This is a genomic window from Streptomyces sp. NPDC030183 (assembly GCF_055573455.1).
Map to the genome: position 1 here is coordinate 1 of NZ_JBVIBK010000041.1, position 24,965 is coordinate 24,965.

Annotated in this window: 19 protein-coding genes and 3 tRNA genes; 7 read left to right on the forward strand and 15 right to left on the reverse strand. The window is 72.0% G+C overall.

What is annotated here, in order from left to right:
- Window positions 1–447: 447 nt before the first annotated feature.
- From ACZ4Z2_RS34510 to ACZ4Z2_RS34525, 4 genes are all read right to left on the reverse strand, one after another.
- Complete coding sequence (locus ACZ4Z2_RS34510; protein ID WP_468081488.1) at window positions 448–2,130, reverse strand: SWIM zinc finger family protein; 1,683 nt, start codon at window positions 2,128–2,130, stop codon at window positions 448–450.
- 308 nt (window positions 2,131–2,438) lie between these two features.
- Window positions 2,439–2,515, reverse strand: a tRNA-Ile gene (locus ACZ4Z2_RS34515).
- 178 nt (window positions 2,516–2,693) lie between these two features.
- A tRNA-Asn gene (locus tag ACZ4Z2_RS34520) sits at window positions 2,694–2,766 on the reverse strand.
- A gap of 5 nt (window positions 2,767–2,771) precedes the next feature.
- Window positions 2,772–2,844 (reverse strand) — tRNA-Asn (locus tag ACZ4Z2_RS34525).
- A 175-nt stretch (window positions 2,845–3,019) separates the two neighbouring features.
- On the opposite strand from ACZ4Z2_RS34525, the gene ACZ4Z2_RS34530 reads away from it, so the two are divergent.
- The 4 genes from ACZ4Z2_RS34530 (at window position 3,020) to ACZ4Z2_RS34545 (ending at window position 8,844) form a co-directional block, all read left to right on the forward strand.
- Window positions 3,020–3,325, forward strand: coding sequence for a YtxH domain-containing protein (locus tag ACZ4Z2_RS34530; RefSeq protein WP_468081489.1), 306 nt, complete (start codon window positions 3,020–3,022; stop codon window positions 3,323–3,325).
- 247 nt (window positions 3,326–3,572) lie between these two features.
- The gene (locus ACZ4Z2_RS34535; protein WP_468081490.1) at window positions 3,573–5,027 is read left to right on the forward strand and encodes an FGGY family carbohydrate kinase; all 1,455 of its coding nucleotides are present in this window, start codon (window positions 3,573–3,575) and stop codon (window positions 5,025–5,027) included.
- A gap of 146 nt (window positions 5,028–5,173) precedes the next feature.
- Entirely contained in the window at window positions 5,174–6,907 is a 1,734-nt protein-coding gene (locus ACZ4Z2_RS34540) for an ABC transporter ATP-binding protein (protein WP_468081492.1), read from the forward strand.
- A complete protein-coding gene (locus ACZ4Z2_RS34545; protein ID WP_468081493.1) occupies window positions 6,907–8,844 on the forward strand; it encodes an ABC transporter ATP-binding protein in 1,938 nt (645 codons plus the stop codon). Before ACZ4Z2_RS34540 ends, ACZ4Z2_RS34545 begins: the two co-directional genes overlap by 1 nt.
- Before the next feature lie 158 nt (window positions 8,845–9,002).
- On the opposite strand, the gene ACZ4Z2_RS34550 is transcribed toward ACZ4Z2_RS34545, so the two are convergent.
- The 5 genes from ACZ4Z2_RS34550 to ACZ4Z2_RS34570 form a co-directional block, all read right to left on the reverse strand.
- A complete protein-coding gene (locus ACZ4Z2_RS34550) occupies window positions 9,003–10,316 on the reverse strand; it encodes an RNA polymerase sigma factor (RefSeq protein ID WP_468081495.1) in 1,314 nt (437 codons plus the stop codon).
- Between the two features lie 202 nt (window positions 10,317–10,518).
- Complete coding sequence (dnaG, locus tag ACZ4Z2_RS34555; protein WP_468081496.1) at window positions 10,519–12,420, reverse strand: DNA primase; 1,902 nt, start codon at window positions 12,418–12,420, stop codon at window positions 10,519–10,521.
- Window positions 12,421–12,449: 29 nt separating this feature from the next.
- Window positions 12,450–13,721 (reverse strand): NAD(P)/FAD-dependent oxidoreductase, encoded by a 1,272-nt coding sequence (locus ACZ4Z2_RS34560; RefSeq protein ID WP_468081497.1) that lies wholly within the window; start codon window positions 13,719–13,721, stop codon window positions 12,450–12,452.
- A gap of 137 nt (window positions 13,722–13,858) precedes the next feature.
- Window positions 13,859–15,193, reverse strand: a complete 1,335-nt coding sequence (locus ACZ4Z2_RS34565) for a deoxyguanosinetriphosphate triphosphohydrolase (protein ID WP_468081499.1) — start codon at window positions 15,191–15,193, stop codon at window positions 13,859–13,861.
- A 140-nt stretch (window positions 15,194–15,333) separates the two neighbouring features.
- The gene (locus ACZ4Z2_RS34570; RefSeq protein ID WP_468081501.1) at window positions 15,334–16,215 is read right to left on the reverse strand and encodes a sirohydrochlorin chelatase; all 882 of its coding nucleotides are present in this window, start codon (window positions 16,213–16,215) and stop codon (window positions 15,334–15,336) included.
- Window positions 16,216–16,545: 330 nt separating this feature from the next.
- Here ACZ4Z2_RS34570 and ACZ4Z2_RS34575 point away from each other — a divergent pair, with 330 nt between their 5' ends.
- Window positions 16,546–17,190 (forward strand): SanA/YdcF family protein, encoded by a 645-nt coding sequence (locus ACZ4Z2_RS34575; RefSeq protein ID WP_468081553.1) that lies wholly within the window; start codon window positions 16,546–16,548, stop codon window positions 17,188–17,190.
- Between the two features lie 27 nt (window positions 17,191–17,217).
- On the opposite strand, the gene ACZ4Z2_RS34580 is transcribed toward ACZ4Z2_RS34575, so the two are convergent.
- Entirely contained in the window at window positions 17,218–17,754 is a 537-nt protein-coding gene (locus ACZ4Z2_RS34580) for a hypothetical protein (protein ID WP_468081503.1), read from the reverse strand.
- Window positions 17,755–17,948: 194 nt separating this feature from the next.
- The gene (locus ACZ4Z2_RS34585; protein ID WP_468081504.1) at window positions 17,949–18,434 is read right to left on the reverse strand and encodes a hypothetical protein; all 486 of its coding nucleotides are present in this window, start codon (window positions 18,432–18,434) and stop codon (window positions 17,949–17,951) included.
- Between the two features lie 317 nt (window positions 18,435–18,751).
- Here ACZ4Z2_RS34585 and ACZ4Z2_RS34590 point away from each other — a divergent pair, with 317 nt between their 5' ends.
- Window positions 18,752–20,914 (forward strand): molybdopterin oxidoreductase family protein, encoded by a 2,163-nt coding sequence (locus tag ACZ4Z2_RS34590; RefSeq protein ID WP_468081505.1) that lies wholly within the window; start codon window positions 18,752–18,754, stop codon window positions 20,912–20,914.
- Window positions 20,915–20,971: 57 nt separating this feature from the next.
- Here the strand turns inward: ACZ4Z2_RS34590 and ACZ4Z2_RS34595 are convergent, their stop codons facing one another.
- The 4 genes from ACZ4Z2_RS34595 to ACZ4Z2_RS34610 form a co-directional block, all read right to left on the reverse strand.
- The gene (locus ACZ4Z2_RS34595) at window positions 20,972–21,397 is read right to left on the reverse strand and encodes a gamma-glutamylcyclotransferase family protein (RefSeq protein ID WP_468081506.1); all 426 of its coding nucleotides are present in this window, start codon (window positions 21,395–21,397) and stop codon (window positions 20,972–20,974) included.
- Between the two features lie 9 nt (window positions 21,398–21,406).
- The gene (locus tag ACZ4Z2_RS34600; RefSeq protein ID WP_468081507.1) at window positions 21,407–22,276 is read right to left on the reverse strand and encodes a TIGR03943 family putative permease subunit; all 870 of its coding nucleotides are present in this window, start codon (window positions 22,274–22,276) and stop codon (window positions 21,407–21,409) included.
- Entirely contained in the window at window positions 22,273–23,286 is a 1,014-nt protein-coding gene (locus ACZ4Z2_RS34605) for a permease (protein ID WP_468081508.1), read from the reverse strand. Before ACZ4Z2_RS34605 ends, ACZ4Z2_RS34600 begins: the two co-directional genes overlap by 4 nt.
- Before the next feature lie 124 nt (window positions 23,287–23,410).
- Window positions 23,411–24,055, reverse strand: a complete 645-nt coding sequence (locus ACZ4Z2_RS34610; RefSeq protein WP_468081509.1) for an NADPH-dependent FMN reductase — start codon at window positions 24,053–24,055, stop codon at window positions 23,411–23,413.
- Between the two features lie 313 nt (window positions 24,056–24,368).
- On the opposite strand from ACZ4Z2_RS34610, the gene ACZ4Z2_RS34615 reads away from it, so the two are divergent.
- Window positions 24,369–24,911, forward strand: a complete 543-nt coding sequence (locus tag ACZ4Z2_RS34615) for a hypothetical protein (protein WP_468081510.1) — start codon at window positions 24,369–24,371, stop codon at window positions 24,909–24,911.
- Window positions 24,912–24,965: the final 54 nt, after the last annotated feature.

A 24,965-nucleotide genomic window follows, 5' to 3' on the forward strand; every position in this document is an offset into this window, starting at 1 on the left:
GTGCGTGCTCTCGGCGTGCCGGGCCCTGACCCGTGTACTGGACGTACTCGGGTCAGGGCCCGGTGCGTCGAGAGCGCGTGCATGGCGTCGCGGGGTGGGTGGGAATTTGACGACAGGGCCTAGGCGCCGCTCTGCTCACCGGCAGCACCGAGGGACTGGCGCCGCCTGCCACCGCCTCCTTCCCGCACGCCACCACTACGGCCCGCTTCGGCAGCGACCTGACCGCCGTCGTCACCGGCACACCCGCCGCGCGGCTGATCACGCTGGTGTCCCCTGGCGGTCCGCAGACCTCTCCCCGTGAGGGGAACTGGGGAATGTCGGGCGGCACCAGCCCAGGTCGAGTGGCCCGCTTGCACCACCCCGGCAGCGGAATTGCCTTCCGACGGGGAGAGCCGGCCTCTGTCCCTGTCGTTCTCCCACTGCCGATGAGTCCTCTGCCGATCCCTTTCACAGCCCGTGCCGGTCAAGGATGCTCATCAGCCTGCGTCGGCGTTTGAGTTCCGCCCGCAGGCCGGCGAGATACCCGGTGAACGCGTCCTCGGTCCCCAGCACGCGATGGCAGTCACGGGCCGCCAGGAGCAATGTGGCCAGGTGCTCGTAGGCACGGTCCCCGGTCGACTCCTTCGACCGCTCGACCAGCCGCAGGTACACGCCGAGCGCCTCGGCCGGTCGTATCTCGCGCGACAGGTCGGCGAGTCGCTCCCACTGTCGGTCGTCCGCGCGGTCGGCCGCCTCCCGCCAGGCGGCGTCCAGGTCGCCGTCGTCAAGCAGTGCGTCTATCAGCACGGGCCCGCCGTACCGGCCGCCGCTCTCACGACGGGCGTCCTCCCTCAAGATGGCCAGCGCCGCCGCGCGCTCGGCCTCCCAGCAGTCTGCCGCCCAGGCGGCAGAGCGCAACTGCCGGTAGGCGGCGAGGGACCGTTCGACGCGGAACCGGTCCCGCCGCACCGCGAACGCGTACGCCGCCCGCCCCGTCTCCGCGTACCGGACGCATACGTGCTCGACCAGGCGGCTGTCGATGTGCGTCTCGGCGGCACACTCCCGCAGTCCCCGCTCGGCCCAGGCGAGTGCCTCTTCCGTGCGGCCTGCCGTTTCCAGTTCCTCGGCGATGCGCAGATGGGTGGCACCGGACGGATCGAGGTCCTGTGCATACAGAGCGACCAGTTCGTCGACGTCGCCCTCCGCCTTGACCAGGCGCTCCATCAGGTACCGCTCCGCCCAGCCGGACGGCCTGCGCCTGAGTGCCTCAGCCGCCAGCTGCCGAATGCGGGCCAGTCCGCTCGGCCCCAGCACGTCGGCGTAGTCGAGCGGATCCAGGTCCGTCACATCGCTGTCGTCGGCGAGCAGACGTCCTACCAGCCACTCCGCCAGCGACTCCGGATCGGGGCGTGCGACCCCGCAGGCCTCCAGATGGACCTCAGCCACTGCAGCGGCGGCCTCCCCGACCACGCCGTCCGAGTCGTCGATCTCCCCGTACGTCTCTCCCAGCACCCGGAGCGCCTCCTCGGCCAGAGCGACCGCCTGCGCGGCCTCCCCGCCGGCGGTCAGGGCGCGCAGGGCACTCGCCGCCTCGGCGACCTGTCGTCCATACCCTGAGGCATCCGCGTACTCGATGTACCCGTAGCGGGCGAAAGGCCGCGGATCGATCAGTGCGGCGATCCGATCCCGGACCGTACCGAGGTCAGTGCGAGCAGCGGCTGCCCGCAGCTCCAAACGTCGGCGCAGTTCCCGGTCCTCGGCGACCTGTTCCCGCACCAGCACCAGGAGTTGGTCGCGTGACAGCCCTGAAAGCCACGCTTCCAAGCCGGAAGACGGTGCTCGCGCCGCGGCCCGCTGCTGCGGAATTGTCTTCGCCCGCCGCAGCACGGTCAGCCCGACCGCCACACAATGCTTGCAGAAGTTGCCCTCCTGCCCGTACGGACAGTCGCACCATCCCGAGATCCCGTCACCCCCGCCGAGGGTGAGTTCCACCTCGTAGACATCCGTACCGTGCACCACGGCGGTGACCGAACCCTCCCCCACATCCAGACCACTCACGGCGTCCAGATACCCCAGCCCCCGCTCGAAGGACCGAGCCCCGGCCAGCACCCTCAGGTCGTCCTCGCCGAATCCCACCACGTTCCTAGCCACACCGGGATTCAACCGCGGATCGGCAGCTTTGGAGACCCGAGCACCCGGCAGTCTGGATGTGCCCGGTGTTGGTGAGGCTGCTGGCCTCAACGCGCACCACTGGGTAACGGCGCTGACAGCAGCGGCCGGAGAGCGGTGCCCGGCACGCCGGGGCGGGGCGGAAAGTGACGGCGCCGACGGTCAGGACGCCCGGCTTCCCGCGGCTCCGCTACTTTCCCCTGTGTCCCCTACGCGTCCCCTGGCTCTTGCCTTCAACTTCGCTGCTCAGAGGCACTGAAGAGACGTTTCGGCAGGTCAGGGCATGATACTGGTGGGGCGGGTGGGACTCGAACCCACGGCCGACGGATTATGAGTCCGCTGCTCTAACCGGCTGAGCTACCGCCCCGTACGGCGTGTCGCGCACATTTGTGCGCGCCGTCTGCCGCAGCATAGCCGCTCATACGATCTCCTGCTTCGGATGGTCGGCTTCACGCGTGCGCTTCTTGACCTTGGAGACCGCGAGGCGGCCCGCACGGTTCCCCCGGGCATGAAAAAGGACCCCGACGGGGTCCTCGTTCAGGCTGCTCCCCCGACTGGACTCGAACCAGTAACCTGCCGGTTAACAGCCGGCTGCTCTGCCAATTGAGCTACGGAGGACCGAGCTCCCCCGACTGGACTCGAACCAGTAACCTGCCGGTTAACAGCCGGCTGCTCTGCCAATTGAGCTACGGAGGAATGCCTCGTTGCATCGAACGCACCTACCTGGGTATTCGCCAGGGGGCGTGCGCTCGCTGCGACACATACATTAGCGCAAGCAGGGGGGTGCTCCGCCAATCGGTATCCCCCACGCCCGACGCCCGCGCAGGGCAACGCAAGGGACCGACGCAGACGTAAGGGAAGGGTGGCCGCCATGCGCTATCGGCTCACGTTCTTTGCCGGACTGGCTCTGGGCTACGTACTGGGCACACGCGCCGGACGGGAGCGCTACGAACAGCTGAAGAAGTCAGCCCGGCAGGTCGCACAGAACCCGGCCGTGCGCAACACCGCGGAGTCGGCGGCGCAGCAGGGACGCGTCTTCGCCGGCAAGGCCTACCACGTGGTCAGCGAGAAGGTGGGCGACCGCGTGCCGGAGTCCGTCGCCGGCCGGGTCCGCTCCCTGCGGGAGCGCAACGCGAACGGCGCGGGACCGGACGACTGGGGCACCAGCACCACCTGAGGCCTCACGACACCTGACCGCCCCGCAGCACCTGACCGCCTCCCGGGAGCGCCTCGCCGCCCCCGGGAGCACCTGACCGCCCCGCGGGAGCGCCGCCCCGCGGGGAACGGCCAGGTCTTCGCTCATGCATCGGCGACCGGCCCACCGCGGCCGGTCGCGGCGTCTACCGTGCCCCGTCTCCCCCGGCGAGCCCCGAGCCTGGCCGCACGGCACGCCCCACCCCTCCCCGTGCGGCAGAATTTCTGCCATGGGGATAGTCGCCGGGCTGGATAGTTCGCCCGAATTTACGCGCATTGTCGTCTGTGACTCGGACACAGGGGCCGTGCTCAGGCAGGGGTATGCCCCACACCCGTTGGAGCCGGCGCCGCACGGAGGGCGTCCCGCGGACGTCGACCCGCAGGCGTGGCTGCTGTCCCTGGGGGAGGCGGCCGGCGGCGGGCTGCTGGAGGGGGTGCAGGCGATCGGGGTGTCGTCGCAGCAGAACGGGCTGATCGCGCTGGACGCACAGGGCAACGCCGTGCGTCCGGCGATGGTCGGCGGCGACAAGCGCGCACAGGTCGCGGCGGCCGACCTCATCGACGCGCTCGGGGGACGCGGCGCGTGGGCCGAGGCCGTCGGATGCGTGCCGGGGGCCGCGCAGCCCGTGACGAAGCTGCGCTGGATGAGCCGTACGGAGCCGGACGCGGCCATGCGGACGGCCGTGCTGCTCCAGGCGCACGACTGGCTGGTCTGGCAGTTGCTGGGGCGGCCCGTGCGCCGGACCACCGACCGGGGCGGCGCCTCCGGCACCGGGTACTGGAACGCGGCGACCGGCCAGTACCGGACCGACCTCGTCGAGATGGCGCTCGGCCACCAGGCCATGCTCCCCGAGGTGCTGGGGCCCGCGGACGCGGCCGGTACGACGCCGGAGGGGCTCCTCATCTCCGCCGGCACCGGCGAGACCATGGCCGCCGCGTTCGGTCTCGGCATCGGGCTCGGTGACGCGGTGGTGTCGCTGGGCGCCAGCGGGTCCGTGATGGCCGTGCACAGCGAGGCGCTCGTCGACTCCTCGGGCATGATCACCTCGCTGGCCGACGCCACGGGGATGCACCTTCCGGTCGTCACCACCCTCAATGCCGTACGGACGCTGCGCGGCGCCGCCGAGATGCTGGGGGTGCCGGATCTGGAGGGGCTGTCCGATCTAGCGCTGAAGTCCACGCCCGGCTCGCACGGGCTGGTGATGCTGCCGTACCTGGAGGGGGAGCGGACGCCGAACCTGCCGCACACGGCGGGGACGCTTGCCGGGCTGCGGCGGGAGTCGATGAGGCCGGAGCACTTCGCACGGGCCGCCTTCGAGGGCATGCTGTGCGGGCTCGCGGACGCGCTGGACGTGCTGCGGGGCCGGGGCGTCGACGTCCGGCGGATCTTCATGCTGGGCGCGGCGGCCGAGCTGCCCGCGGTGCAGGCGGCGGCGCCGGCGCTGTTCGGGGTCCAGGTGGTCGTGCCCCAGCCGGCGGACTACGCGGCGGTCGGTGCCGCGCGGCAGGCGGCCTGGGCGCTCGGGGTGTCCCAGGGCACGCTCGACCCGCGGACGCCGCCGATGTGGCCCGGAGCGGCGGCGCAGGTCCTGGAGCCGGGCGAGGAACTGGCCGTGGGGCAGGCGGTGCGGCAGCAGTACGTGGCGGTCCGCGAGCAGACGCATCCGGGGGCGTTCCGGGCGTGACCCCGGGTCGCGAACGCGCGCCTCGGTCGCAAAGGCTCGCCATGGATCCTTCACCGTTGGGTTAATTCGGTTGAGGTAACGCGGGTGGAGTGTTCGACGATGGGGGGTGGTGCATCCATCCCGTCGCCGATTCCGAGAGATCTCGCGTGCTCATACGACTGCTCAGAAGTCATCTACGTCCGTACAGGAAACCCATCGCCCTGCTGGTGCTGCTGCAGTTCACGCAGACGTGCGCCACGCTCTACCTGCCCACACTGAACGCGGACATCATCGACAACGGTGTCGTGCAGGGCGACACGGGCTACATCCTGGCCTTCGGCGCGCTGATGATCGGGATCTCGCTGGTCCAGGTCGTCTGCAACATCGGGGCCGTGTACTACGGCGCCCGTACGGCGGCGGCGGTCGGCCGGGACATCCGGGCGGCCGTGTTCGACCGGGTCCAGTCGTTCTCGGCGCGTGAGGTCGGTCACTTCGGGGCGCCGTCGCTGATCACGCGGACCACGAACGACGTCCAGCAGGTGCAGATGCTGGTGCTGATGACGTTCACGCTGGTGGTGTCCGCGCCGATCATGTGTGTGGGCGGCATCGTGCTGGCGCTGGGTCTGGACGTGCCGCTGTCGGGCGTGCTGCTGGCCGTCGTACCGGTGCTCGGTATCTCCGTCAGTCTCATCGTGCGCCGGTTGCGCCCCCTGTTCCGCACCATGCAGGAGCGGCTCGACATCGTGAACCGGGTGCTGCGCGAGCAGATCACCGGCAACCGGGTCATCCGCGCCTTCGTACGGGACGACTACGAGAAGGACCGCTTCCGCACGGCGAACACCGAGCTGACGGAGGTGGCCCTGGGCACCGGCCGGATGCTGGCGCTGATGTTCCCGATCGTGATGACGGTCATCAACTTCTCGTCGATCGCCGTGGTGTGGTTCGGCGCCCACCGGATCGACAGCGGCGGGATGGAGATCGGCGCGCTCACCGCGTTCCTCGCCTATCTGATGCAGATCGTCATGGCGGTGATGATGGCCACCTTCATGTTCATGATGATGCCGCGCGCCGAGGTGTGCGCCGAGCGCATCCAGGAGGTCCTGGACACCGGGACGAGTGTCGTACCGCCCGTCGCGCCCGTACGGGAGCTGCGGCGGAGCGGGTTCCTGGAGATCCGGGGTGCCGGGTTCCGCTACCCGGGCGCCGAGGAGCCGGTGCTCAGGTCGATCGAGGTCGTGGCGCGGCCGGGTGAGACGACCGCCGTCATCGGGTCGACCGGCAGCGGCAAGTCGACGCTGCTGGGGCTGGTGCCCCGGCTGTTCGACGCCACCGAGGGCGAGGTCCTCGTGGACGGCGTCGACGTCCGCACGCTCGATCCGAAGCTGCTGGCCAGGACCGTGAGTCTGGTGCCGCAGAAGCCGTATCTCTTCTCGGGGACCGTGGCGACGAACCTGCGGTACGGCAATCCGGACGCCACCGACGAGGAGCTGTGGCACGCGCTGGAGGTGGCGCAGGCCAAGGAGTTCGTCGAGCGGCTGGAGGGCGGGCTGAACGCCCCCATCGCGCAGGGCGGCACCAATGTGTCGGGCGGTCAGCGGCAGCGGCTGGCGATCGCGCGGACCCTGGTGCAGCGCCCGGAGATCTATCTGTTCGACGACTCCTTCTCCGCGCTCGACTACGCGACGGACGCGGCGCTGCGGGCGGCGCTGGCGCGGGAGACCGCCGAGGCGACCGTCGTCATCGTGGCCCAGCGGGTGGCGACCATCCGTGACGCCGACCGGATCGTGGTCCTGGACGAGGGCCGCGTCGTCGGCACCGGGCGGCACCACGAGCTGATGGCCGACAACGAGACGTACCGGGAGATCGTGCTCTCCCAGCTGACGGAAGCGGAGGCAGCCTGATGGCCGGGCCGTTGGGACGCATGGCGGGAGCCGGGGGCGGTCCCGATCAGCAGTCCATGGACTTCAAGGGGTCCGGGAAACGACTGCTCGCGCAGTTCAGGCCCGAGCGGTTCACCATGTACGCGATGATCGTGTGCGCGGTGATCAGCGTCGGCCTGTCGGTGCTGGGCCCGTGGATCCTGGGCCGGGCGACCGACCTGGTCTTCGCGGGGGTCGTCGGGCGGGAGATGCCGGCCGACCGGACCAAGGCCGAGGTACTCGAAGGGATGCGCGAGCGCGGTGACGGCGGTGTCGCCGACATGCTGTCCGGCACGGACTTCACGCCGGGCAAGGGCATCGACTTCGAGGCCGTCGGCGCCGTGCTGCTGGTTGCCCTCGGCATCTTCCTGGTCGCGGGCCTGCTGATGGCGGGGGCCACCCGGCTCTCCAACCGGGCCATCAACCGGACGATGTTCCACCTGCGGGCGGAGCTCCAGGCGAAGCTGTCGCGGCTGCCGCTGTCGTACTTCGACAAGCGGCAGCGCGGTGAGGTGCTCAGCCGGGCCACCAACGACATCGACAACATCGGCCAGACGCTCCAGCAGTCGATGGGGCAGCTCGTCAACTCGCTGCTGACGATCGTCGGTGTGCTGGTGATGATGTTCTGGGTGTCGCCGCTGCTGGCGCTGGTCGCGCTGGTGACGGTGCCGCTGTCGTTCGTGGTGGCCACGCGGGTCGGGAAGCGGTCGCAGCCGCACTTCGTGGCGCAGTGGCGGACCACCGGGAAGCTCAACGCGCACATCGAGGAGATGTACACCGGGCACACCCTCGTGAAGGTGTTCGGGCGGCAGGAGGAGTCGGCGAAGCAGTTCGCCGAGGAGAACGAGCGGCTGTACGAGGCCGGGTTCAAGGCCCAGTTCAACAGCGGGATCATGCAGCCGCTGATGTTCTTCGTGTCGAACATCAACTACGTGCTGGTCGCCGTGGTCGGTGGACTGCGGGTGGCCACCGGTGCCCTGTCCATCGGTGACGTGCAGGCTTTCATCCAGTACTCGCGCCAGTTCTCGATGCCGCTGACGCAGGTCGCGTCGATGGCGAACCTGGTGCAGTCGGGTGTCGCCTCCGCCGAGCGGATCTTCGAACTGCTGGACGCGGAGGAGCAGGCCCCGGACGCCGTGCCCGGGGTGCGGCCGGAGGAGCTGCGCGGGCGGGTGGCGCTGGAGAACGTCTCCTTCCGCTACGAGCCGGACAAGCCGCTGATCGAGGACCTGTCGCTGGTGGTCGAGCCCGGGCACACGGTGGCCATCGTAGGGCCCACCGGCGCCGGCAAGACGACCCTGGTGAACCTGCTGATGCGGTTCTACGAGGTCACCGGTGGGCGGATCACGCTGGACGGCGTGGACATCGCGTCCATGTCCCGTGACGAGCTGCGCGACGGGATAGGGATGGTCCTCCAGGACACCTGGCTGTTCGGCGGGACCATCGCGGACAACATCGCGTACGGGGCGTCCACCGCGCGCGAGGTGACGCGCGGGGAGATCGAGGAGGCGGCGAGGGCCGCGCACGCGGACCGGTTCATCCGGACGCTGCCGGACGGCTACGACACGGTGATCGACGACGAGGGGACCGGGGTGAGCGCGGGTGAGAAGCAGCTCATCACCATCGCCCGGGCGTTCCTGTCGGACCCGGTGATCCTGGTGCTGGACGAGGCGACGAGTTCCGTGGACACCCGCACGGAGGTGCTGATCCAGAAGGCGATGGCCAAGCTGGCGCACGGGCGGACGTCGTTCGTCATCGCCCACCGCCTGTCGACGATCCGGGACGCCGACACGATCCTGGTGATGGAGAACGGGTCGATCGTCGAGCAGGGCGCGCACGAGGAGCTCCTGGCGTCGGGCGGGGCGTACGCGCGGCTGTACAAGGCGCAGTTCGCGGAGGCGGTCGCCGAGGTGGACTGAGGCGCGGGCCCTTGGGGGGCGCGTTGTCGGGTGCGGGGGCGTGGGGGCTGAAGGCCGGCCGCAGGCCGAGCCTTCAGGGGCGCGGGGAACTGCGCGAGAAACCACAACGGACCCGCACCCGCCGAGACCACGCGCACCCCCGAGCCACTGGGCGCTCCTCAGTCCAGGTAACCCCTCAGCTGATCCGCGAACGCGTGGTCGCGCAGCTTGTTCAGCGTCTTCGACTCGATCTGCCGTATCCGCTCCCGGGTCACCCCGAAGATCCGGCCGATCTCCTCCAGCGTCCGCGGCCGCCCGTCCGCGAGCCCGTACCGCAGCTGCACCACCTTGCGTTCCCGCTCCCCCAGCGTGGACAGCACCGCTTCCAGGTGTTCCCGCAGCAGCAGGAACGCGGCCGACTCCACGGGGCTCGCCGCGTCCCCGTCCTCGATGAGGTCGCCGAGCGCCACGTCGTCCTCCTCGCCCACCGGGGCGTGCAGGGACACCGGCTCCTGGGCGAGGCGGAGCACCTCGCTCACCCGCTCGGGCGGCAGGTCGAGGTGCGCGGCGACCTCCTCGGGCGTCGGCTCGTAGCCACGCTCCTGGAGCATGCGGCGCTGGACGCGGACGACCCGGTTGATGAGTTCCACGACGTGGACGGGCACGCGGATCGTACGGGCCTGGTCCGCCAGCGCGCGGGACATGGCCTGGCGGATCCACCAGGTCGCGTACGTGGAGAACTTGTAGCCGCGGGCGTAGTCGAACTTCTCGACGGCCCGGATGAGGCCGAGGTTGCCCTCCTGGACGAGGTCCAGCATGGTCAGGCCGCGGCCGACGTACCGTTTGGCCACGGACACCACGAGCCGCAGGTTCGCCTCGATGAGGCGGCGCTTGGCCATGCGGCCCATGACGACCAGCCGGTCGAGGTCGAGGGCGAGCTGGCTGTCGAGGTCGGGCGTGGTGCCGAGCTTCTCCTCGGCGAACAGGCCGGCCTCCACCCGGCGGGCCAGTTCCACCTCCTCGGCCGCCGTGAGCAGCGGGATGCGGCCGATCTCCCGCAGGTACTGGCGGAACAGGTCGGAGGAGGGGCCGCTGGTGTCGGTGCGGCGCGGCAGTTCGACGGGCTCGGGTTCGGCCGTCTCGATGGCCTCCACTGCCGCCGCGGGCGGCTCGTCGGCGTCGGGCGGGGGCTCGGGCGCCGTCTCGGGGTGGTGCGCGGCGCGGCTCTGGGACGGGACCGCGGTGATGACGTCGGTCTCCGCGCCCGGCTCCGCGCCGGTGGTACTCAGGGCCGTACTGGTGTCGTTCTGTATGAGGGTCTGGGTCTGCACGGGGGCGACCTCCAGGGATGTCGCTGCTGCGGCGTACGGCAGCGGTGTGTCGGGGATGGCGCGGGCGGCCTGTCCACCCTCCATCCCGTACTCATCGAGCGGAACCGCGGGGATCTCGGACCCATGGGGGACGGGTCGGCCGCGCTCCGAGGACTCAGGCACCGGAACCCAGTGTGGAGTACGACACACAGCCGCCACGAGGGGCGTGCGGTGACTTTTTGCGTCCGGTCCGTGACCTCACGGTTACCTTGACGGACGAGTGGGCCGCTGACAGGCCGTGAAACAGCTTGAAGTACGTACGGAACCGGGCGACCTGCGGTGACCGGCGCGTGATTGGCAAGTGCGCCGGGGATGTTCACCGCTTCTACAAGGCCTCCGCGCCCCTCTCGCGCAGCGCCTGGTCGTACTGCTGGAGGACCCACAACTCGTTCTGCACGGCGGCCAGCTGGGCCGGGTCGCCGTGGGCGCCGAGGCGGGCGAGGCTGCTCTGGACGTCCCGGACGCGGCGCTCGACGGCGCGGCGGCGGACGGTGACCAGCTGGGCGCCGGCGTAGACCTCGTCGACCGTCTTGCGCATGATCGCCTCGACGGCGAGTTCGGTCACCATGGCCCGGACCGCGTCGTCCGGCGCGGCCTCCCGGACCCGGACCAGATATTCCTGCGGGTCCTCGACGCCGAACTCGACGCCGCCCGCCTCGATGATCGCCTCGCGCACGGCCGCGTAGGGGGCGGCGGTGAACTCGTCGACCCCGTACGCGTCGAACGCGGGGGCGACCAACTCGGGCCGCTGGAGGGCGAGTTTGAGCAGCTCGCGTTCGGTGGCGTAGACGGGGTTGCGGAGGTTGAGGGCCGGCCCGGAGAGGCGGCGGGCGGCGGCCTCGTACGGCTGCTGGGGGTGCTGCGGGGTGGGGGCGGGGCCCTTGCCGCCGCGGTCACGCGCCCAGCGGGCCAGCTGGGCGACGCGCTTGACGACGAACTGGGTGTCGAGGATGCCGAGCATGCCGGCGAGCTGCACGGCGACCTCGTGCTGGGCTCCGCTGTTCTTGATGCGGGCCACGACGGGTGCCGCCTCGTCGAGGGCGGCGGCGCGCCCGGCGGCGGTCTCCAGGTCGTAGCGCGCGACGATGTGCCGGAGGGCGAACTCGAAGAGCGGCGTGCGGGGTTCGACCAGCTCTGCCACCGCGTCGTCGCCCTTGGCCAGGCGCAGCTCGCAGGGGTCCATGCCGTCGGGGGCGATGGCGATGTAGGTCTCGGCGGCGAACTTCTGGTCGTCCTCGAAGGCGCGCAGGGCGGCCTTCTGGCCGGCCGCGTCCCCGTCGAAGGTGAAGATCACCCGGGCCGAGCCGTTGTCCATGAGCAGCCGGCGGAGGATCTTGATGTGTTCGCCGCCGAAGGCCGTGCCGCAGGTGGCGATGGCGGTGGTGACGCCGGCGAGGTGGCAGGCCATGACGTCGGTGTAGCCCTCGACGACCACGGCCCGGCTGGCCTTGGCGATGTCCTTCTTGGCGAGGTCGATGCCGTAGAGCACCTGGGACTTGCGGTAGATCGGGGTGTCGGGGGTGTTGAGGTACTTCGGGCCGTTGTCCGCCTCGTACAGCTTGCGGGCGCCGAAGCCCACGACGTCGCCGCCGATGTCGCGGATGGGCCACATCAGCCGGCCCCGGAACCGGTCGATGGGACCCCGGCGGCCGTCCTGCGCGAGCCCGGACAGGATCAGCTCCTTGTCCGTGAAGCCCTTGCCGCGGAGGTAGCGGGTGAGGTGGTCCCAGCCCTGGGGGCTGTAGCCGACGCCGAAGTGGACGGCGGCGGCCTGGTCGAAGCCGCGCTCGGCGAGGAAGATCCGCCCGGTGTCGGCCTCGGGGCTGGTCGCGAGCTGCTCCGCGTACCACTCGGCGGCGATCTTGTGGGCCTCGACGAGGCGGATCCGCTCCCCGCGCTGGTGGGAGGGGTTGTACCCGCCCTCCTCGTACCGCAGGGTGATGCCCGCCTGGGCGGCGAGCCGCTCGACGGCCTCCGAGAAGGAGAGGTGGTCGACCTTCATCACGAACGTGATGGTGTCGCCGCCCTCCTGGCAGCCGAAGCAGTGGAAGAGTCCCTTGCTCGGGCTGACCTGGAAGGACGGCGACTTCTCGTCGTGGAAGGGGCACAGCCCCTTCAGGTTGCCCCCGCCGGCGTTGCGCAGCTGGAGGTACTCGGACACCACGGCGTCGATCGGGACCGCGTCCCGTACCGCCTTCACGTCCTCGTCGTTGATCCGTCCAGCCACGCGCTGATTCTACGGGGGCGCGCCGACAGCTAGGGTGCCGCGATCAGCCCGTCCAGGGGGACCTGGGGGTTGGAGAGGGCGTCCACGTCGACCCGGGTCCGTGACCTGATGAGCTTCTGGATCTGCTCCGTGACGTCCCACACATTCACGTTCATCCCGGCGAGGACCCGTCCCTCCTTGACCCAGAAGGCGATGAACTCGCGTTTCCCGGCGTCGCCGCGGATCACCACCTGGTCGTACGAGCCGGGCGGCGCCCACCCCGAGTACTCCATGCCCATGTCGTACTGGTCGGAGAAGAAGTACGGCACCCGGTCGTACGTGACGTCCTTGCCGAGCATGGAGCGGGCGGCGGCCGGGCCGCCGTTCAGCGCGTTGGCCCAGTGCTCGACCCGCAGCCGGGTGTCGAACAGGGGGTGCGGGAAGGACACCACGTCACCGGCGGCGTAGATCGAGGGGTCGGAGGTGCGCAGCCGCGCGTCGACGACCACTCCCCCGCCGTGGGTACGGTCGGCGATCTCCAGCCCGGCGGCCTCGGCCAGGCCGACACGGGGCGCCGCGCCGATCGCGGCGAGGACGTCGTGCGCCGGGTGCTCCTCCCCGGTGTCCGTGCGGGCGGCGAGGACCATGCCGTCCTGGCCGACGATCTCCGTGAGCCTCGCGCCGAAGACGAAGCGCACCCCGTGCTCCCGGTGCAGCTCGGCGAAGAGGTTGCCCAGCTCGGGGCCGAGGACGCCGTGCAGGGGCGTGGGCTCCGGCTCGACGACGGTGACCTCGGCGCCGTACTCGCGGGCCGCCGCCGCGACCTCCAGGCCGATCCAGCCGGCACCCGCGACGACCAGGTGGCCGTTGTCCCGGCCCAGGGCGGCGAGGACGCCCTTGAGGCGCTCGGCGTGGGCGAGGCGGCGCAGATGGTGGACGCCCGCGAGATCCGTGCCCGGGATGTCCAGGCGGCGGGGCTCGGCGCCGGTCGCCAGCAGCAGCTTGTCGTAGTGGACGAAGGTGCCGTCGTCACCGAAGTGGACGGTCTTCGCCTCTCGGTCGATCTTGTCGACGGTCTGGCCGAGGTGCAGCTCGATGTCGTTGCGCGCGTACCAGGACGGCTCGTGCACGAAGACGCTGTCGCGTTCCTCCTTGCCCAGCAGATAGCCCTTGGACAGGGGCGGGCGCTCGTACGGGTGGTCGCGTTCGTCGCAGATCAGTATCACGCGGCCGGTGAAGCCCTCCGCTCGGAGCGTCTCGGCCGCCTTGGCGCCGGCGAGACCGCCTCCGACGATGACGAATGTCTGATCCGCGTCGACCACTTGATGCCTCCTCTTGAGGGTGCGTCCACATGCGAGCGTCCCGCACGGAGCGTGATGCGGGAAGAGGTAGTGACCCGATCAGGCCACGGAGGGTCACATGGATGCCCCGTACGCCCCGTGGGTCACACCTTCCCGGGTCATGATCTGCCGGTCGCGCCCGTCAGTCCCGCGTGCAGCGAACGGGCCGACGCGTCGGTGAGCGAGGCGATCTGATCGACGATCACCCGCTTGCGGGCACGGTCGTCCCGCGCGGTGTCGAACAGCGCGCGGAACTGCGGGTCGAGCCCGTCCGGCGCGCGGGCGGTGAGCGCCTCGGCCAACTCCGCGACCACGACACGCTGGTCGGCACGGAGCCGCTCCTGTTCGGCGCGCTGCATCACATACCGGTCGGCGACGGCCTTGAGGACCGCGCACTCCAGGCGCGCGCCGCGCGGGACGACCAGCTGGGCGGCGTACCGGGTGAGGCGCCCGCCGCCGTACGCCCGCCGGGTCGCTCCCTCGGCGGCGAGGCAGAAGCGGCCGATGAGCTGGCTGGTGGCGTCCTTCAGCCGGGCCTGGGCGACGGCCGTCCCGTCGTAGCCGTGCGGCCACCACTCCTGTTCGAGGAGCCGGTCGAGGGCCTCGGCCAGCTCGGCGGGGTCGGTGTCGGCGGGCACGTACCGGCCGCGCGCCACCTCGAACACGGCCTGCCGCTCGGGCTCCGCGTGCAGGCAGCCCGGGTCGATGTGCCCGGCGTGCAGCCCGTCCTCGATGTCGTGCACCGAGTACGCCACGTCGTCGGACCAGTCCATGACCTGCGCCTCGAAGGTCGTACGGCCCTCGGGGGCGCCCTTTCTGACCCAGTCGAAGACGGGGCGGTCGTCCTCGTAGACGCCGAACTTGGGGGACGCCGGGTCGGTGGGGTGGGCGCCGCGGGGCCACGGGTACTTGGTGGCGGCGTCCAGGGTGGCACGGGTGAGGTTGAGGCCGACGCTGACGGGGTCGCCGGACTCCGGGGACCGCACGAAGCGTTTCGGTTCGAGCCGGGCCAGCAGGCGCAGGGACTGGGCGTTGCCCTCGAAACCGCCGCAGTCCTCGGCGAATTCGTTCAGCGCCTGTTCGCCGTTGTGGCCGAACGGGGGGTGGCCCAGGTCGTGGGAGAGGCAGGCGGCCTCGACGAGGTCCGGGTCGCAGCCGAGGGCCGCGCCCAGCTCCCGGCCGACCTGGGCGCACTCCAGGGAGTGGGTGAGGCGGGTGCGGGGGCTGGCGTCCCAGGCGGGGGTGCGGGTGCCGGGTGTCACCACCTGGGTCTTCCCGGCGAGTCTGCGCAGCGCCGCCGAGTGCAGGACGCGGGCGCGATCACGCTGGAAGGCGGTGCGGCCGGGGCGTTTGTCGTGCTCCGGGGCGTAGCGCTCCGCGGAGGGCGGGTCGTAGGCGGCCGGTGCGTCATGGCTCGCGAGGGTGTCGTGGTCGGGGGGTGCGGTGCCTTCCATGATTCGACAGTACGGGGAAGGTGTGACAAACAGGCGCCTACTCGTCCGCCGGGCCGGGTTGTCGGGCGGGTGCGGCTGTACGTCGTGGCTCGTCGCGCAGTTCGCCGCGCCCCTGACCGTCCGTCCGCCGGGTGGGCGCCCTACGCCGTGGCCAGCTGTCGTGCGGCCACCGTCTCCGGGCTCGTCAGCGCCTCGTCGTAGCGGTGCAGGACCAGGCTCGCCATCGCCGGGTGGGTGCCGAGGGGGGCCGAGGCGATCCAGGGGGCGGCGTCCGCGCACTCCGTGGCGAAGCGGCCGGGGGCCGTGAAGTAGGAGGCGACCGCCACCCGGGTGCGGCCCCGTGCGGCGAGGGCGGCGAGGGCGTCGGGGACCCTGGGCGCGGCGGTGGTGGCGTAGGCGGGGACGACGGGGACGCCGAGGCGTTCGGCGAGGAGGTGGGCGGTGCGGCCGGTGTCGACCCGCGACTCGGGGTCGCGGGAGCCGGCCGCGGCGAGGACGACGGCGCTGGTACGGCGGGCCTCGGCGTCCGCCGGGGTGCGCCAGCCGGCCTCGACCAGGCGGGCGTACAGGGCCTCCACGAGCAGCGGGTGCGGGCCGAGCGGGGCGGCCACGCGGGCGCGTACCGCGGTCTCGGCGGCCATCTCGGGGATGTCCCGCTTGACGTGGTAGCCGCGGCTGAGGAGCAGGGGGACGAGGACGGCCTCACGGTCGCCGAGGGCGGCGAGCGTGTCGGGGAGCAGGGGCTCGTTCAGCTCGATGTGGCCGAGGCGCACGGACAGGCCGGGGCGCTGCTCGCGTACGCGGTCCACGAGGGTGCGTACGGTGGCGAGCGCGCGGGGGTCGCGGCTGCCGTGCGCCACCAGGACGAGCGCGGGGGCGGGCGGGGTGGGGCGCCGGGTCCCGTGCAGCGAGACGAGGCTGAGCTGGCTGGCCAACTGGTCACCGATCCGGTTGATGAGGTGCGCCGTACTGGCGAGGTCCGCGTTCGACTGGTTCGTCGTCCTGCTCGTCGTCGCCGTCATGTGTCGATGGTGCCGGGGGGAGGTTGCCTCCCCGTTGCACGGTGGTGACGGGTGTTTTCCGGGGGTTCACGGTTCACCCACCGGCGGTGTGAACCGACTTGACCTGGGATTTCGACACGATCGGGTGAAACTTGTCATGCCGAGCGGTGAACCGGATCACCGCGGACGACGTCTTCGTTGGTCGGAGGGGCGGGCGCCGCGGGGTCCGTCGGAAACAAGCACGACACATGCGTGCGCGCGACGGACGGGGGCTTTGCGGTGGGACGTGTGGGGGGAGTGCTCCGGCTGCCGCGTACCCGTGCGGGGCGGCGGCGGGCGGTGCAGGTGGTGATGGGGCTGTGCGTGCTGGCGCTGCTGCCCTCCACCTGGATGTTCACCGCCGCCGACGGCCGGCTGCGGACCACGGCCGACGTCCCGCGCACGGACGTGGCGATGGTGTTCGGGGCGGGGCTGTGGCAGGGCGAGCCGTCGCCGTACCTGGCGCGCCGGCTGGACGCGGCGGCCGAGCTGTACCGCGCGGGCCGGATAGAGGTCGTGCTGGTCACCGGCGACAACAGCCGGGAGGAGTACGACGAGCCGGACGCGATGCGCGCCTATCTCACCGACCACGGGGTGCCCGACCGGCACATCGTCAGCGACTACGCCGGGTTCGACACCTGGGACTCCTGTGTCCGCGCCAAGAAGATCTTCGGCGTCGACCGCGCGGTGCTCATCAGCCAGGGCTTCCACATACGCCGGGCGGTCGCCCTGTGCCAGGAGGCGGGCGTCGCCTCGTACGGTGTCGGGGTGCAGGACCGGCACGACGAGACCTGGTACTACGGCGCCACCCGCGAACTGTTCGCCGCGGGCAAGGCATCCCTCGACGCCCTGTTCGAGCCGGACCCCCGGTTCCTCGGGCCGGAGGAGCCGGGGGTCGCCAAGGCACTCGCGTCGGCGCGCCTGCCGAACCGCGCCGCGGGGTCGTCGGCGCGGTGAGGGGTGGGCGCGGCCGGTGGGCGGACGCTATTTGATCACCGCGTTCGCGAGGATGATCGCCAGCCCGATCAACATGTCCATGGCTCCCGCGCGGCACGCGGACGGCCATCCGTACCCGGCGGTGCGGGCGGCCGCGACGCCCCAGCCGAACAGGGCCACGGTGTTGAACAGCAGGGCCACGTCCACCGCGACGGACTCGGCCCACCACCCGGCCGCCGCGCACAGCAGGAGGGCCACCGTCGGCAGGACGGCGGCCACCAGCGGCCACTCGGCGAGCACCAGCCGCGGTCTGCTCGTGGTCACCGCCCCGTCGGCGGACGCGCGCTGCGCGATGACGTGCGCGTACCCGTGGGCGGCGGCCGACGCCAGCGCGGTGAGGACGACCCACAGCGCGTCCGGGCCGGGGTCGGCCTCCTCGCCCGCCGGGTCGAGCGCGGCGACCAGGGCGCTGGCCAGCACCAGCCCGTAGATGCCGGTGAACAGGGACCGCTCGGGCGGCCGGTGCCGTGACATCCAGCTCGGCGCGGCACCCTCGGTGCGGACGTGGCCGGCGCGGTCGCGCATCGCATCGCCTCGGTACGGGAAGGGGGCAGGATCCGCACATGCTCGTCCCCGCGCCCCCGGGGAGCGGGGTGCCACGCGGTGCCCGCGCCGGTGGTGCGCCCCAATGGTGGCGTGCGCGGGACACACGTCGGCCGGGGCCCCTTGTCGGGGCCCCGGCCTGGGGTCATGACGGCGCGTCCGGACCAGGGCGTTTCCTAGTCGTGGTCGATCGAACCCCACCAGCCCTGGTCGACGGCGCAGTCCCAGCCCTTGCCGCGGAGGGTGAGCCTGACCTCGTAGTCCTTGTTGACGTCACCCATGCGCGTCTTGACGCGGAAGCCGGAGCTGCCCTTGGCCGCCAGCTTCTTGGTGGAGACGGTGACGGTCTTGGTCGTCCGCTTGGTGATCTTGCTGCCCTTGGTCGGCGTCGCATACCCGAACTTCAGGTTCACCGGCTTGCTGATCGTCAGGCTGACGCCGGAGAAGCTCTTGTCCTTGCTGGTGTTCTTCACACCGAAGTACAGGCCGCCGTTGGTCACCCAGCCGTTGGCGTCGACGTAGAAGCGCTTGGGGGTGGAGATCTTGATCGGGCACTTGCCGGCCTGGGCGTCGGCGCCGGCCGCGGCGGCGGTCCCGGCGAGGCCCAGCTGGGCGGCGGTCAGGGCCCCTGCGGCGCCCAGGACGGCGACGGTGGTGCGCATGCGGTTCACGGTGTTGATCCTTCTTCCCCCTACGGCCCTCGCGGGCCACACGACAGGACGTGCGCCGCACGGGGACCTTGGCACGACCCCCGTGTCGGTGCGCCCGTAGTTCTTAGCACGCGGGGCCGAACGTCTGGACGGTGAGCGCCCGGGCGGCCGCACACGGTGACAGAACTGCGACATCGTCCGAACGGTTCGTTCACCGCCTCCGCCGTCCGCTCCTCACTCCCGCCCGGGGTCCGCCGGGAGGTCCCCGTGCCGGTCGCGTAACGCGAGGGCGCCCCGGCGCGTAACACGCCCGACGCACGCTGACTGGTATGCCGAACTCCGCGACGCCCACCCACTGCCCGTACTGCGCCCTGCAGTGCGGGATGAACCTGACGCCCGCTGCGGACGGGACCGACGGTGTCGTTGTGGTCTCGGAGCGCGCGGACTTCCCGGTGAACCGGGGCGCGCTGTGCGGCAAGGGCCGTACGGCGCCGGCGGTGCTCTCGTCCCGGGTGCGGCTGACCACTCCTCTGGTCAGAAGGGCGGGCGTCCTGGAGCCCGCCTCCTGGGACGAGGCACTCGACCGGATCGCCGAGGGGCTCACCCGCACGCGTACGGAGCACGGCCCGGACGCGTGCGGTGTGTTCGGCGGCGGCGGACTGACCAACGAGAAGGCGTACGCGCTCGGCAAGTTCGCCCGGGTCGTGCTCGGCACCTCGCAGATCGACTACAACGGGCGCTTCTGCATGTCGTCGGCCGCGGCCGCCGGGATCAAGGCGTTCGGACTGGACCGGGGGCTGCCGTTCCCGCTGGAGGACATCCCGAGGACCGGGTGCGTCGTCCTCGTCGGGTCGAACCTCGCCGAGACGATGCCGCCGGCGCTGCGCTACTTCACGGAACTGCGGGACAACGGCGGCAAACTGGTCGTCATCGACCCGCGCCGCACCCGCACCGCCGAACAGGCCGACCTGCACCTCGCGCCGCGGCCCGGCACCGATCTCGCGCTCGCGCTCGGGCTGCTGCACCTGATCGTCGCCGAGGGGCGCACCGACGAGGAGTACATCCGCGAGCGGACGAGCGGCTGGGAGGAGGCGCGGGCCGCGGCCATGGCGCACTGGCCGGAGTACGTGGAGCGGATCACGGGCGTGCCCGTCCCCCAGCTCCGCGAGGCGGTACGGCTGTTCTGCGAGCCGGAGCACGCGATGGTGCTCACCGCGCGCGGGCCCGAGCAGCAGTCCAAGGGCACGGACACCGTCGGCGCCTGGATCAACCTGACGCTGGCTACGGGGCGCGCCGGGCGGCCGTTGTCCGGCTACGGGTGCCTCACCGGGCAGGGCAACGGGCAGGGCGGGCGCGAACACGGGCAGAAGGCCGACCAGTTGCCGGGCTACCGCAAGCTGGTCGACCCCGAGGCGCGGCGCCATGTCGCCGAGGTGTGGGGCGTCGACCCGGACAGCCTGCCGGGGCCCGGTCGGAGCGCGTACGAGCTGCTGGACGCGCTGGGGACCGACATCCGGGCGCTGTTGCTGATGGGGTCCAACCCGGTGGTGTCGGCGCCGCGTGCCGCGCACATCGAGGAGCGGATCAAGTCGCTGGAGTTCCTGGCGGTGTGCGACGTCGTGCTGTCGGAGACGGCGGCGCTCGCGGATGTCGTGCTGCCGGTGACGCAGTGGGCCGAGGAGACGGGCACGACGACGAACCTGGAGGGCCGGGTGCTGCTGCGGCGGCGTGCGATCACACCGCCCGAGGGGGTCCGCAGCGACCTGGAGGTCATGCACGAGCTGGCCGACCGGCTGGGCGTCGAGAAGGGGTTCCCGACCGACGCCGAGGAGGTGTTCGAGGAGCTGCGGCGGGCGAGCGCGGGCGGGGCGGCCGACTACTCGGGGATCACGTACCGGAGGCTGGCCGAGGAGAACGGGGTGTTCTGGCCCTGCCCGGCGGCGGAGGGCGAGGGTGCCGTCGTGGGGGGCGGCGGCGCGGGCTCGGCGGCGGATGAGGGGGCGGACGTCGTGCCGGGCGGGGGTGTGCATCCCGGCACCCCGCGGCTCTTCCTCGAACGGTTCGCCACGGAGGACGGGCGGGCGCGGTTCGTGCCCGTCTCGCACCGGGCGGCGGCCGAGGAGCCGGACGACGAGTATCCGGTGCTGCTCACCACCGGGCGGGTCGTGGCCCAGTACCAGTCGGGGGCGCAGACACGGCGGGTGGACGAGCTGAACGCGGCGGCGCCGGGGCCGTTCGTGGAGCTGCACCCGAGGCTGGCCGAGCGGCTGGGGACGGCGGAGGGGGACCCCGTGGCCGTGGTGTCACGGCGGGGCCGGGCGGTGGCGCCGGCGCGGATCACCACGTCGATCCGGCCCGACACGGTGTTCATGCCGTTCCACTGGCCGGGGGAAGGGCGCGCCAACACGCTGACGAACCCGGCGCTCGACCCGACGTCCCGGATGCCGGAGTTCAAGACGTGCGCGGTGCGGGTGGAGGCGGCGGAGAAGTAGCGGCCGGGCCGCGGGGCCATGCCTTCAGGCGCCCAAGCGCCCGTCCCCGCACCACCTTCAGGCGCCCAAGCGCCCGTCCCCGCACCAGTCGCCGCTCTCGATCGGTGTCCCCCGCACCCGCAGGCGCGCCGCGACCGACGGCGCTGCGACGTAGACCCACGCCTGAGCGAGCGTGCCGTCGGCGAGGACGGCCACGCGGCGGACCCGTTCGTAGAGGTTGGTGGTGGCGCCGGGGCTGTACTCCTCCAGGTGGTCCAGTGACCGCAGGAGCGCCTCGTACGCCTCGGGGCGGGCCGTGATCAGGTCGCCCGTCACCACGGCCGTCTCGCCGGGCGCCTCGACCGCGTACGGGTAGCCGGGGCCGTCGTAGAGGGTGAGGCCCCGCATCGTGGCCGGCTCCTCGGAGCGGGTGCGGCCCCGGAGATGGAGGGCGTGGTTGTGCCCGCCGGGGCGCAGCGTGCCGTAGACGAAGAAAGGGAGCACCGTTCTCCTTCAGTTGGGCGGGGGCAGGAGGGCGTCCGTGTAGCCGTTCGTGGGGCGGGCGACCTTCTTGATCGTGCGGACGTCGAGGGCGACGTCGGCGGAGCTGGTGCCGAGGGTGCCGCCGGCGTGCCAGGTGCCGGTGACCGTGACCCAGGTGTCCGCGGGCGGGGCCGGGGCGCCGTGGGCGCGGACCTTCACGAACTGGGTGTCCGCCGCGCAGCAGCTGAAGATCGAACGGGTCAGGTACCAGCCGTCGCCGCTGCCGTCGGGCGTCGCGAAACCGGTCATCCGGACCACCCTCCCCTCGATGGCCTTCTCCCGGTCCTGCTGCACGCGCGTCGTGAAGTCCGTGAGCGTCATCGGGAGCGGGGACGTCGCCGGGAGCGGCTCGAACTCGTCCTGCTCCTTGACCGCCACGGCCTTGGGCGCCTCGCGGGACGCGCTGTACGCGCCGATGGCCGGGGGCGCGTAGAAGAGCAGGCTCAGGGCGGGGAAGAGGAGGAGCCAGGCCGTGCGGGGCGGGCCGGAGTGGTCGTGACCGTGGGCTTGGGCGTGGGCGTGGGCGTGGGTGTGCGGGTCGGCGTCAGGGTCGTTGGGCGGGGCGGCGTCGGGGTCGTCGTGCGGGGCGGCGTCGGGGTCGTCGTGCGGGGCGGCGTCGGGGTCGTCGTGCGGGGCGGCGTCATGGCCGTTCGGGGCCGGTGGTGTGCGGAGCGACCACGCCTCCGCCGCGCCCAGCAGGAGCAGCAGGGCTCCTGAGGCGATGAGCAGGGGGCGCATGCCCTCCTTGACGTATCTCAGGTAGAGGTCGGTGAACACCGTCGCGTGGAGCAGACCGACGCCGCTGAGGAGGAGCAGGAGGGCCTGGAGCGGTCGTTTCACAGCAGGACGCCTCCCATCAGGGCACTGGCGAGGATCGCCACGACGACGGTCGCGGCGGAGAAGCGGATCGCGAAGGCCCGGCCGAAGGTGCCCGTCTGGAGGGCGATCAGCTTCAGGTCGACCATCGGCCCGACCACCATGAACGTCAGTCGCGCGAGGGGCGAGAACCCGGAGAGGGAGGCGGCGACGAAGGCGTCGGCCTCGGAGCAGACCGACAGCAGGATGGCGAGCGCGGCGAGGAACAGCACCGAGAGCCAGGGCGAGTCGGCGAAGGTGTCGAGCACGGAACGCGGGACCACGACGTTGAAGGTGGCCGCGGCCATCGCGCCGATGACCAGGAACCCGCCGGCGTGCAGGAAGTCGTGCTGGAAGCCGAGCCGGAACTCGGTCCAGCGGCTGTGCCCCGGCTGGTGCCCGGTGTGCCGCGGGATCGGCTTCAGCCACTCGGTCCGGCCCAGCCAGAGCCACAGCCAGCCCATCACGGCGGCGGTGGCGAGCGAGGCGAGCAGCCGGGCCGGCACCATCTCGGGGCTGCCGGGGAAGGCCACGGCCGTCGCGACCAGGACGATCGGGTTGACGGCCGGGGCCGACAGCAGGAAGGCGAACGCGGCGGCCGGGTCGACCCCACGGCGTATCAGACTGTTGGCGACCGGTACGGACGCGCACTCGCAGCCGGGCAGGACGACTCCGGCGGCCCCCGCCACGGGGACCGCCAGAGCGGGGTTGCGGGGCAGCAGCCGGCTGAACGCCTTCGCCGGTACGAACGCGTTGATGGCCCCCGACAGGGCCGTGCCGAGCAGCAGGAACGGCAGCGCCTGTACGGCGATGGACAGACACACCGTCCGCCACGCCTGGACGGCCGGTTCCTCAAGGCCCCGGCCGACGAGGAACAGCACGGCACCGGGGACCACCGCCGCGCCGAGGAGCAGGAGAGGCCAGTGACGGGGCCAGGACGGCTCGGCCGCGTCGTCGGTTCCGGTCGCCGGGACCGGCCCCTCTGTCTTCTGCATACCAGCTCCGCATGTCGGATGAACGGCTCGAACATAGCGGGTGGTATCGGAGACGGGGTCGAGGGGTGGGACGCCACGGTCCATCGGGGTAACCCGTCGTGACTGGCGTCACTTCGGGTAACCCTCACTCGTACGGGCGCCTCTGCTTCGCCTCCCTCAGGGCCCTGCCCCACCAGGCCAGCTGATCCAGCATCCCCTTTGCCGCGGCGTCGGGGCCGGTCGGGTCCTTGAGGCGGCCGGTGTCGTCGAAGGAGCCGTGGGCGTTGTGGAAGGAGACGGTGTCGCGGACCGTGGTGGCGTGGAGCTCGGCGAAGACCTGCCTCAGGTGCTCCGTCGCACGCAGGCCGCCGGAAACGCCGCCGTAGGAGACGAGCGCCACCGGCTTGGCACGCCATTCGTGGAAGTGCCAGTCGATGAGGTTCTTCAGGGCCGCCGGGTAGGAGTGGTTGTACTCGGGTGTCAGCACCACGAACGCCTCGGCGGCGGCCAGCTTCGGCGTGACCTCCGCCAACCGCGCCGTCACCTCGGGAGTCGGCTCGAACGTCGTCGGGAGGTCGATCTCGGCGACATCCACGACGTCCACCTCGAAGTCGTCGTGCTCACGCACCCGGGCCACGAGCCATTCGGCCACCACCGGCCCGAACCTGCCCGCGCGGTTGCTCCCCACGATCACCGTCACCCGGACCGGGACGGAGGGAGAGGCGGAGGCGGAGGCGGAGGGAGAAGGAGGGGTCTGGGGAACTGCTTGGGTTCCTGTCGAGGTCGTCATGGGGACCACCCTCGTACCTCAACTCAACTTGAGGTCAAGCGGCGGAGCCGGCCGTCGTCCCGCCCCTTGCCCCGCCTTCGCCCCCCCACCCCCGGCCCCTCGCCGTTCACCCATTCGCACCTGCCCTGGTCTCTTCTCCCCGTCCCCTCCCCCGCCGTAGCGATGACCTGCCCGAACACCGTCCGGCCCTGCCCGTGTCCCCCCTTCCCCGGCTCCCTCCACCCCCTTTCTGACGGCCCCTCAGAGGGCGCTTCGGTCCCTGTGCGCCTTACCTCGGAAGGGCAAAGGTGGACTCTCGGGAGGAGCTGGCTCCATGCGACCTGTCGCCCGCCCGCTGACCGGCACCGCGTTCGCCGTCCTCGCCGCGGCCCTCACCGCCCTGCTCCCGGCCGCCCCGGCCCACGGCGGGGCGGAGGGCGGGCGGCTGGAGCTGGTCCCGGCCCGTGTCATCCCCGGGGACGAGGTGACCGCCCGCACGGCGGCCTGCGGTGCGGACGGTACGGGTACGGGCGACGCCAGCGCGGTCGGGGCCGGCTCCTTCCCCCTCGCGCCCGGCGCCGGGCGGCCCCGGCCCAGCGGGCGGTTCGAGGTGCCGCCCAGCGCCCAGCCGGGGACGTACGAGATCGTCGTGACCTGCGCGAAGGGCGAACGGCGGGTCGCCGGGGACCTCGTCGTCTCGTTGACCGGCGCCCACAGCGCGCCGTCGGCGCATCCAAGAGGGAGTGTGAAGACGGGGGTCGGTGGCGCACTCGGCCCCGACCCCGTGCAGACCGCGGCGGGCGTGGCGGCTCTGGCCGTCGCCGCCGCGGGCGGTACCCGGCTCCTGCATCGCCGGGCGAGAGGCGGCAGGATCTGACGGACACCCTCCGCTGTCCGTCCGCCGGTACCGCCGTCCCCCTCCCCTCCGGGC

Bases quoted from the DNA above. Each gene is read 5' to 3' on its own strand.
- ACZ4Z2_RS34530 (WP_468081489.1), top strand. From the start codon at position 3,020: ATGCGCTATCGGCTCACGTTCTTTGCCGGACTGGCTCTGGGCTACGTA.
- ACZ4Z2_RS34535 (WP_468081490.1), top strand. From the start codon at position 3,573: ATGGGGATAGTCGCCGGGCTGGATAGTTCGCCCGAATTTACGCGCATT.
- ACZ4Z2_RS34545 (WP_468081493.1), top strand. From the start codon at position 6,907: ATGGCCGGGCCGTTGGGACGCATGGCGGGAGCCGGGGGCGGTCCCGAT.
- ACZ4Z2_RS34565 (WP_468081499.1), bottom strand. From the start codon at position 15,193: ATGGAAGGCACCGCACCCCCCGACCACGACACCCTCGCGAGCCATGAC.
- ACZ4Z2_RS34570 (WP_468081501.1), bottom strand. From the start codon at position 16,215: ATGACGGCGACGACGAGCAGGACGACGAACCAGTCGAACGCGGACCTC.
- ACZ4Z2_RS34575 (WP_468081553.1), top strand. From the start codon at position 16,546: ATGGGGCTGTGCGTGCTGGCGCTGCTGCCCTCCACCTGGATGTTCACC.
- ACZ4Z2_RS34580 (WP_468081503.1), bottom strand. From the start codon at position 17,754: ATGCGCGACCGCGCCGGCCACGTCCGCACCGAGGGTGCCGCGCCGAGC.
- ACZ4Z2_RS34585 (WP_468081504.1), bottom strand. From the start codon at position 18,434: ATGCGCACCACCGTCGCCGTCCTGGGCGCCGCAGGGGCCCTGACCGCC.
- ACZ4Z2_RS34590 (WP_468081505.1), top strand. From the start codon at position 18,752: ATGCCGAACTCCGCGACGCCCACCCACTGCCCGTACTGCGCCCTGCAG.
- ACZ4Z2_RS34605 (WP_468081508.1), bottom strand. From the start codon at position 23,286: ATGCAGAAGACAGAGGGGCCGGTCCCGGCGACCGGAACCGACGACGCG.
- ACZ4Z2_RS34610 (WP_468081509.1), bottom strand. From the start codon at position 24,055: ATGACGACCTCGACAGGAACCCAAGCAGTTCCCCAGACCCCTCCTTCT.
- ACZ4Z2_RS34615 (WP_468081510.1), top strand. From the start codon at position 24,369: ATGCGACCTGTCGCCCGCCCGCTGACCGGCACCGCGTTCGCCGTCCTC.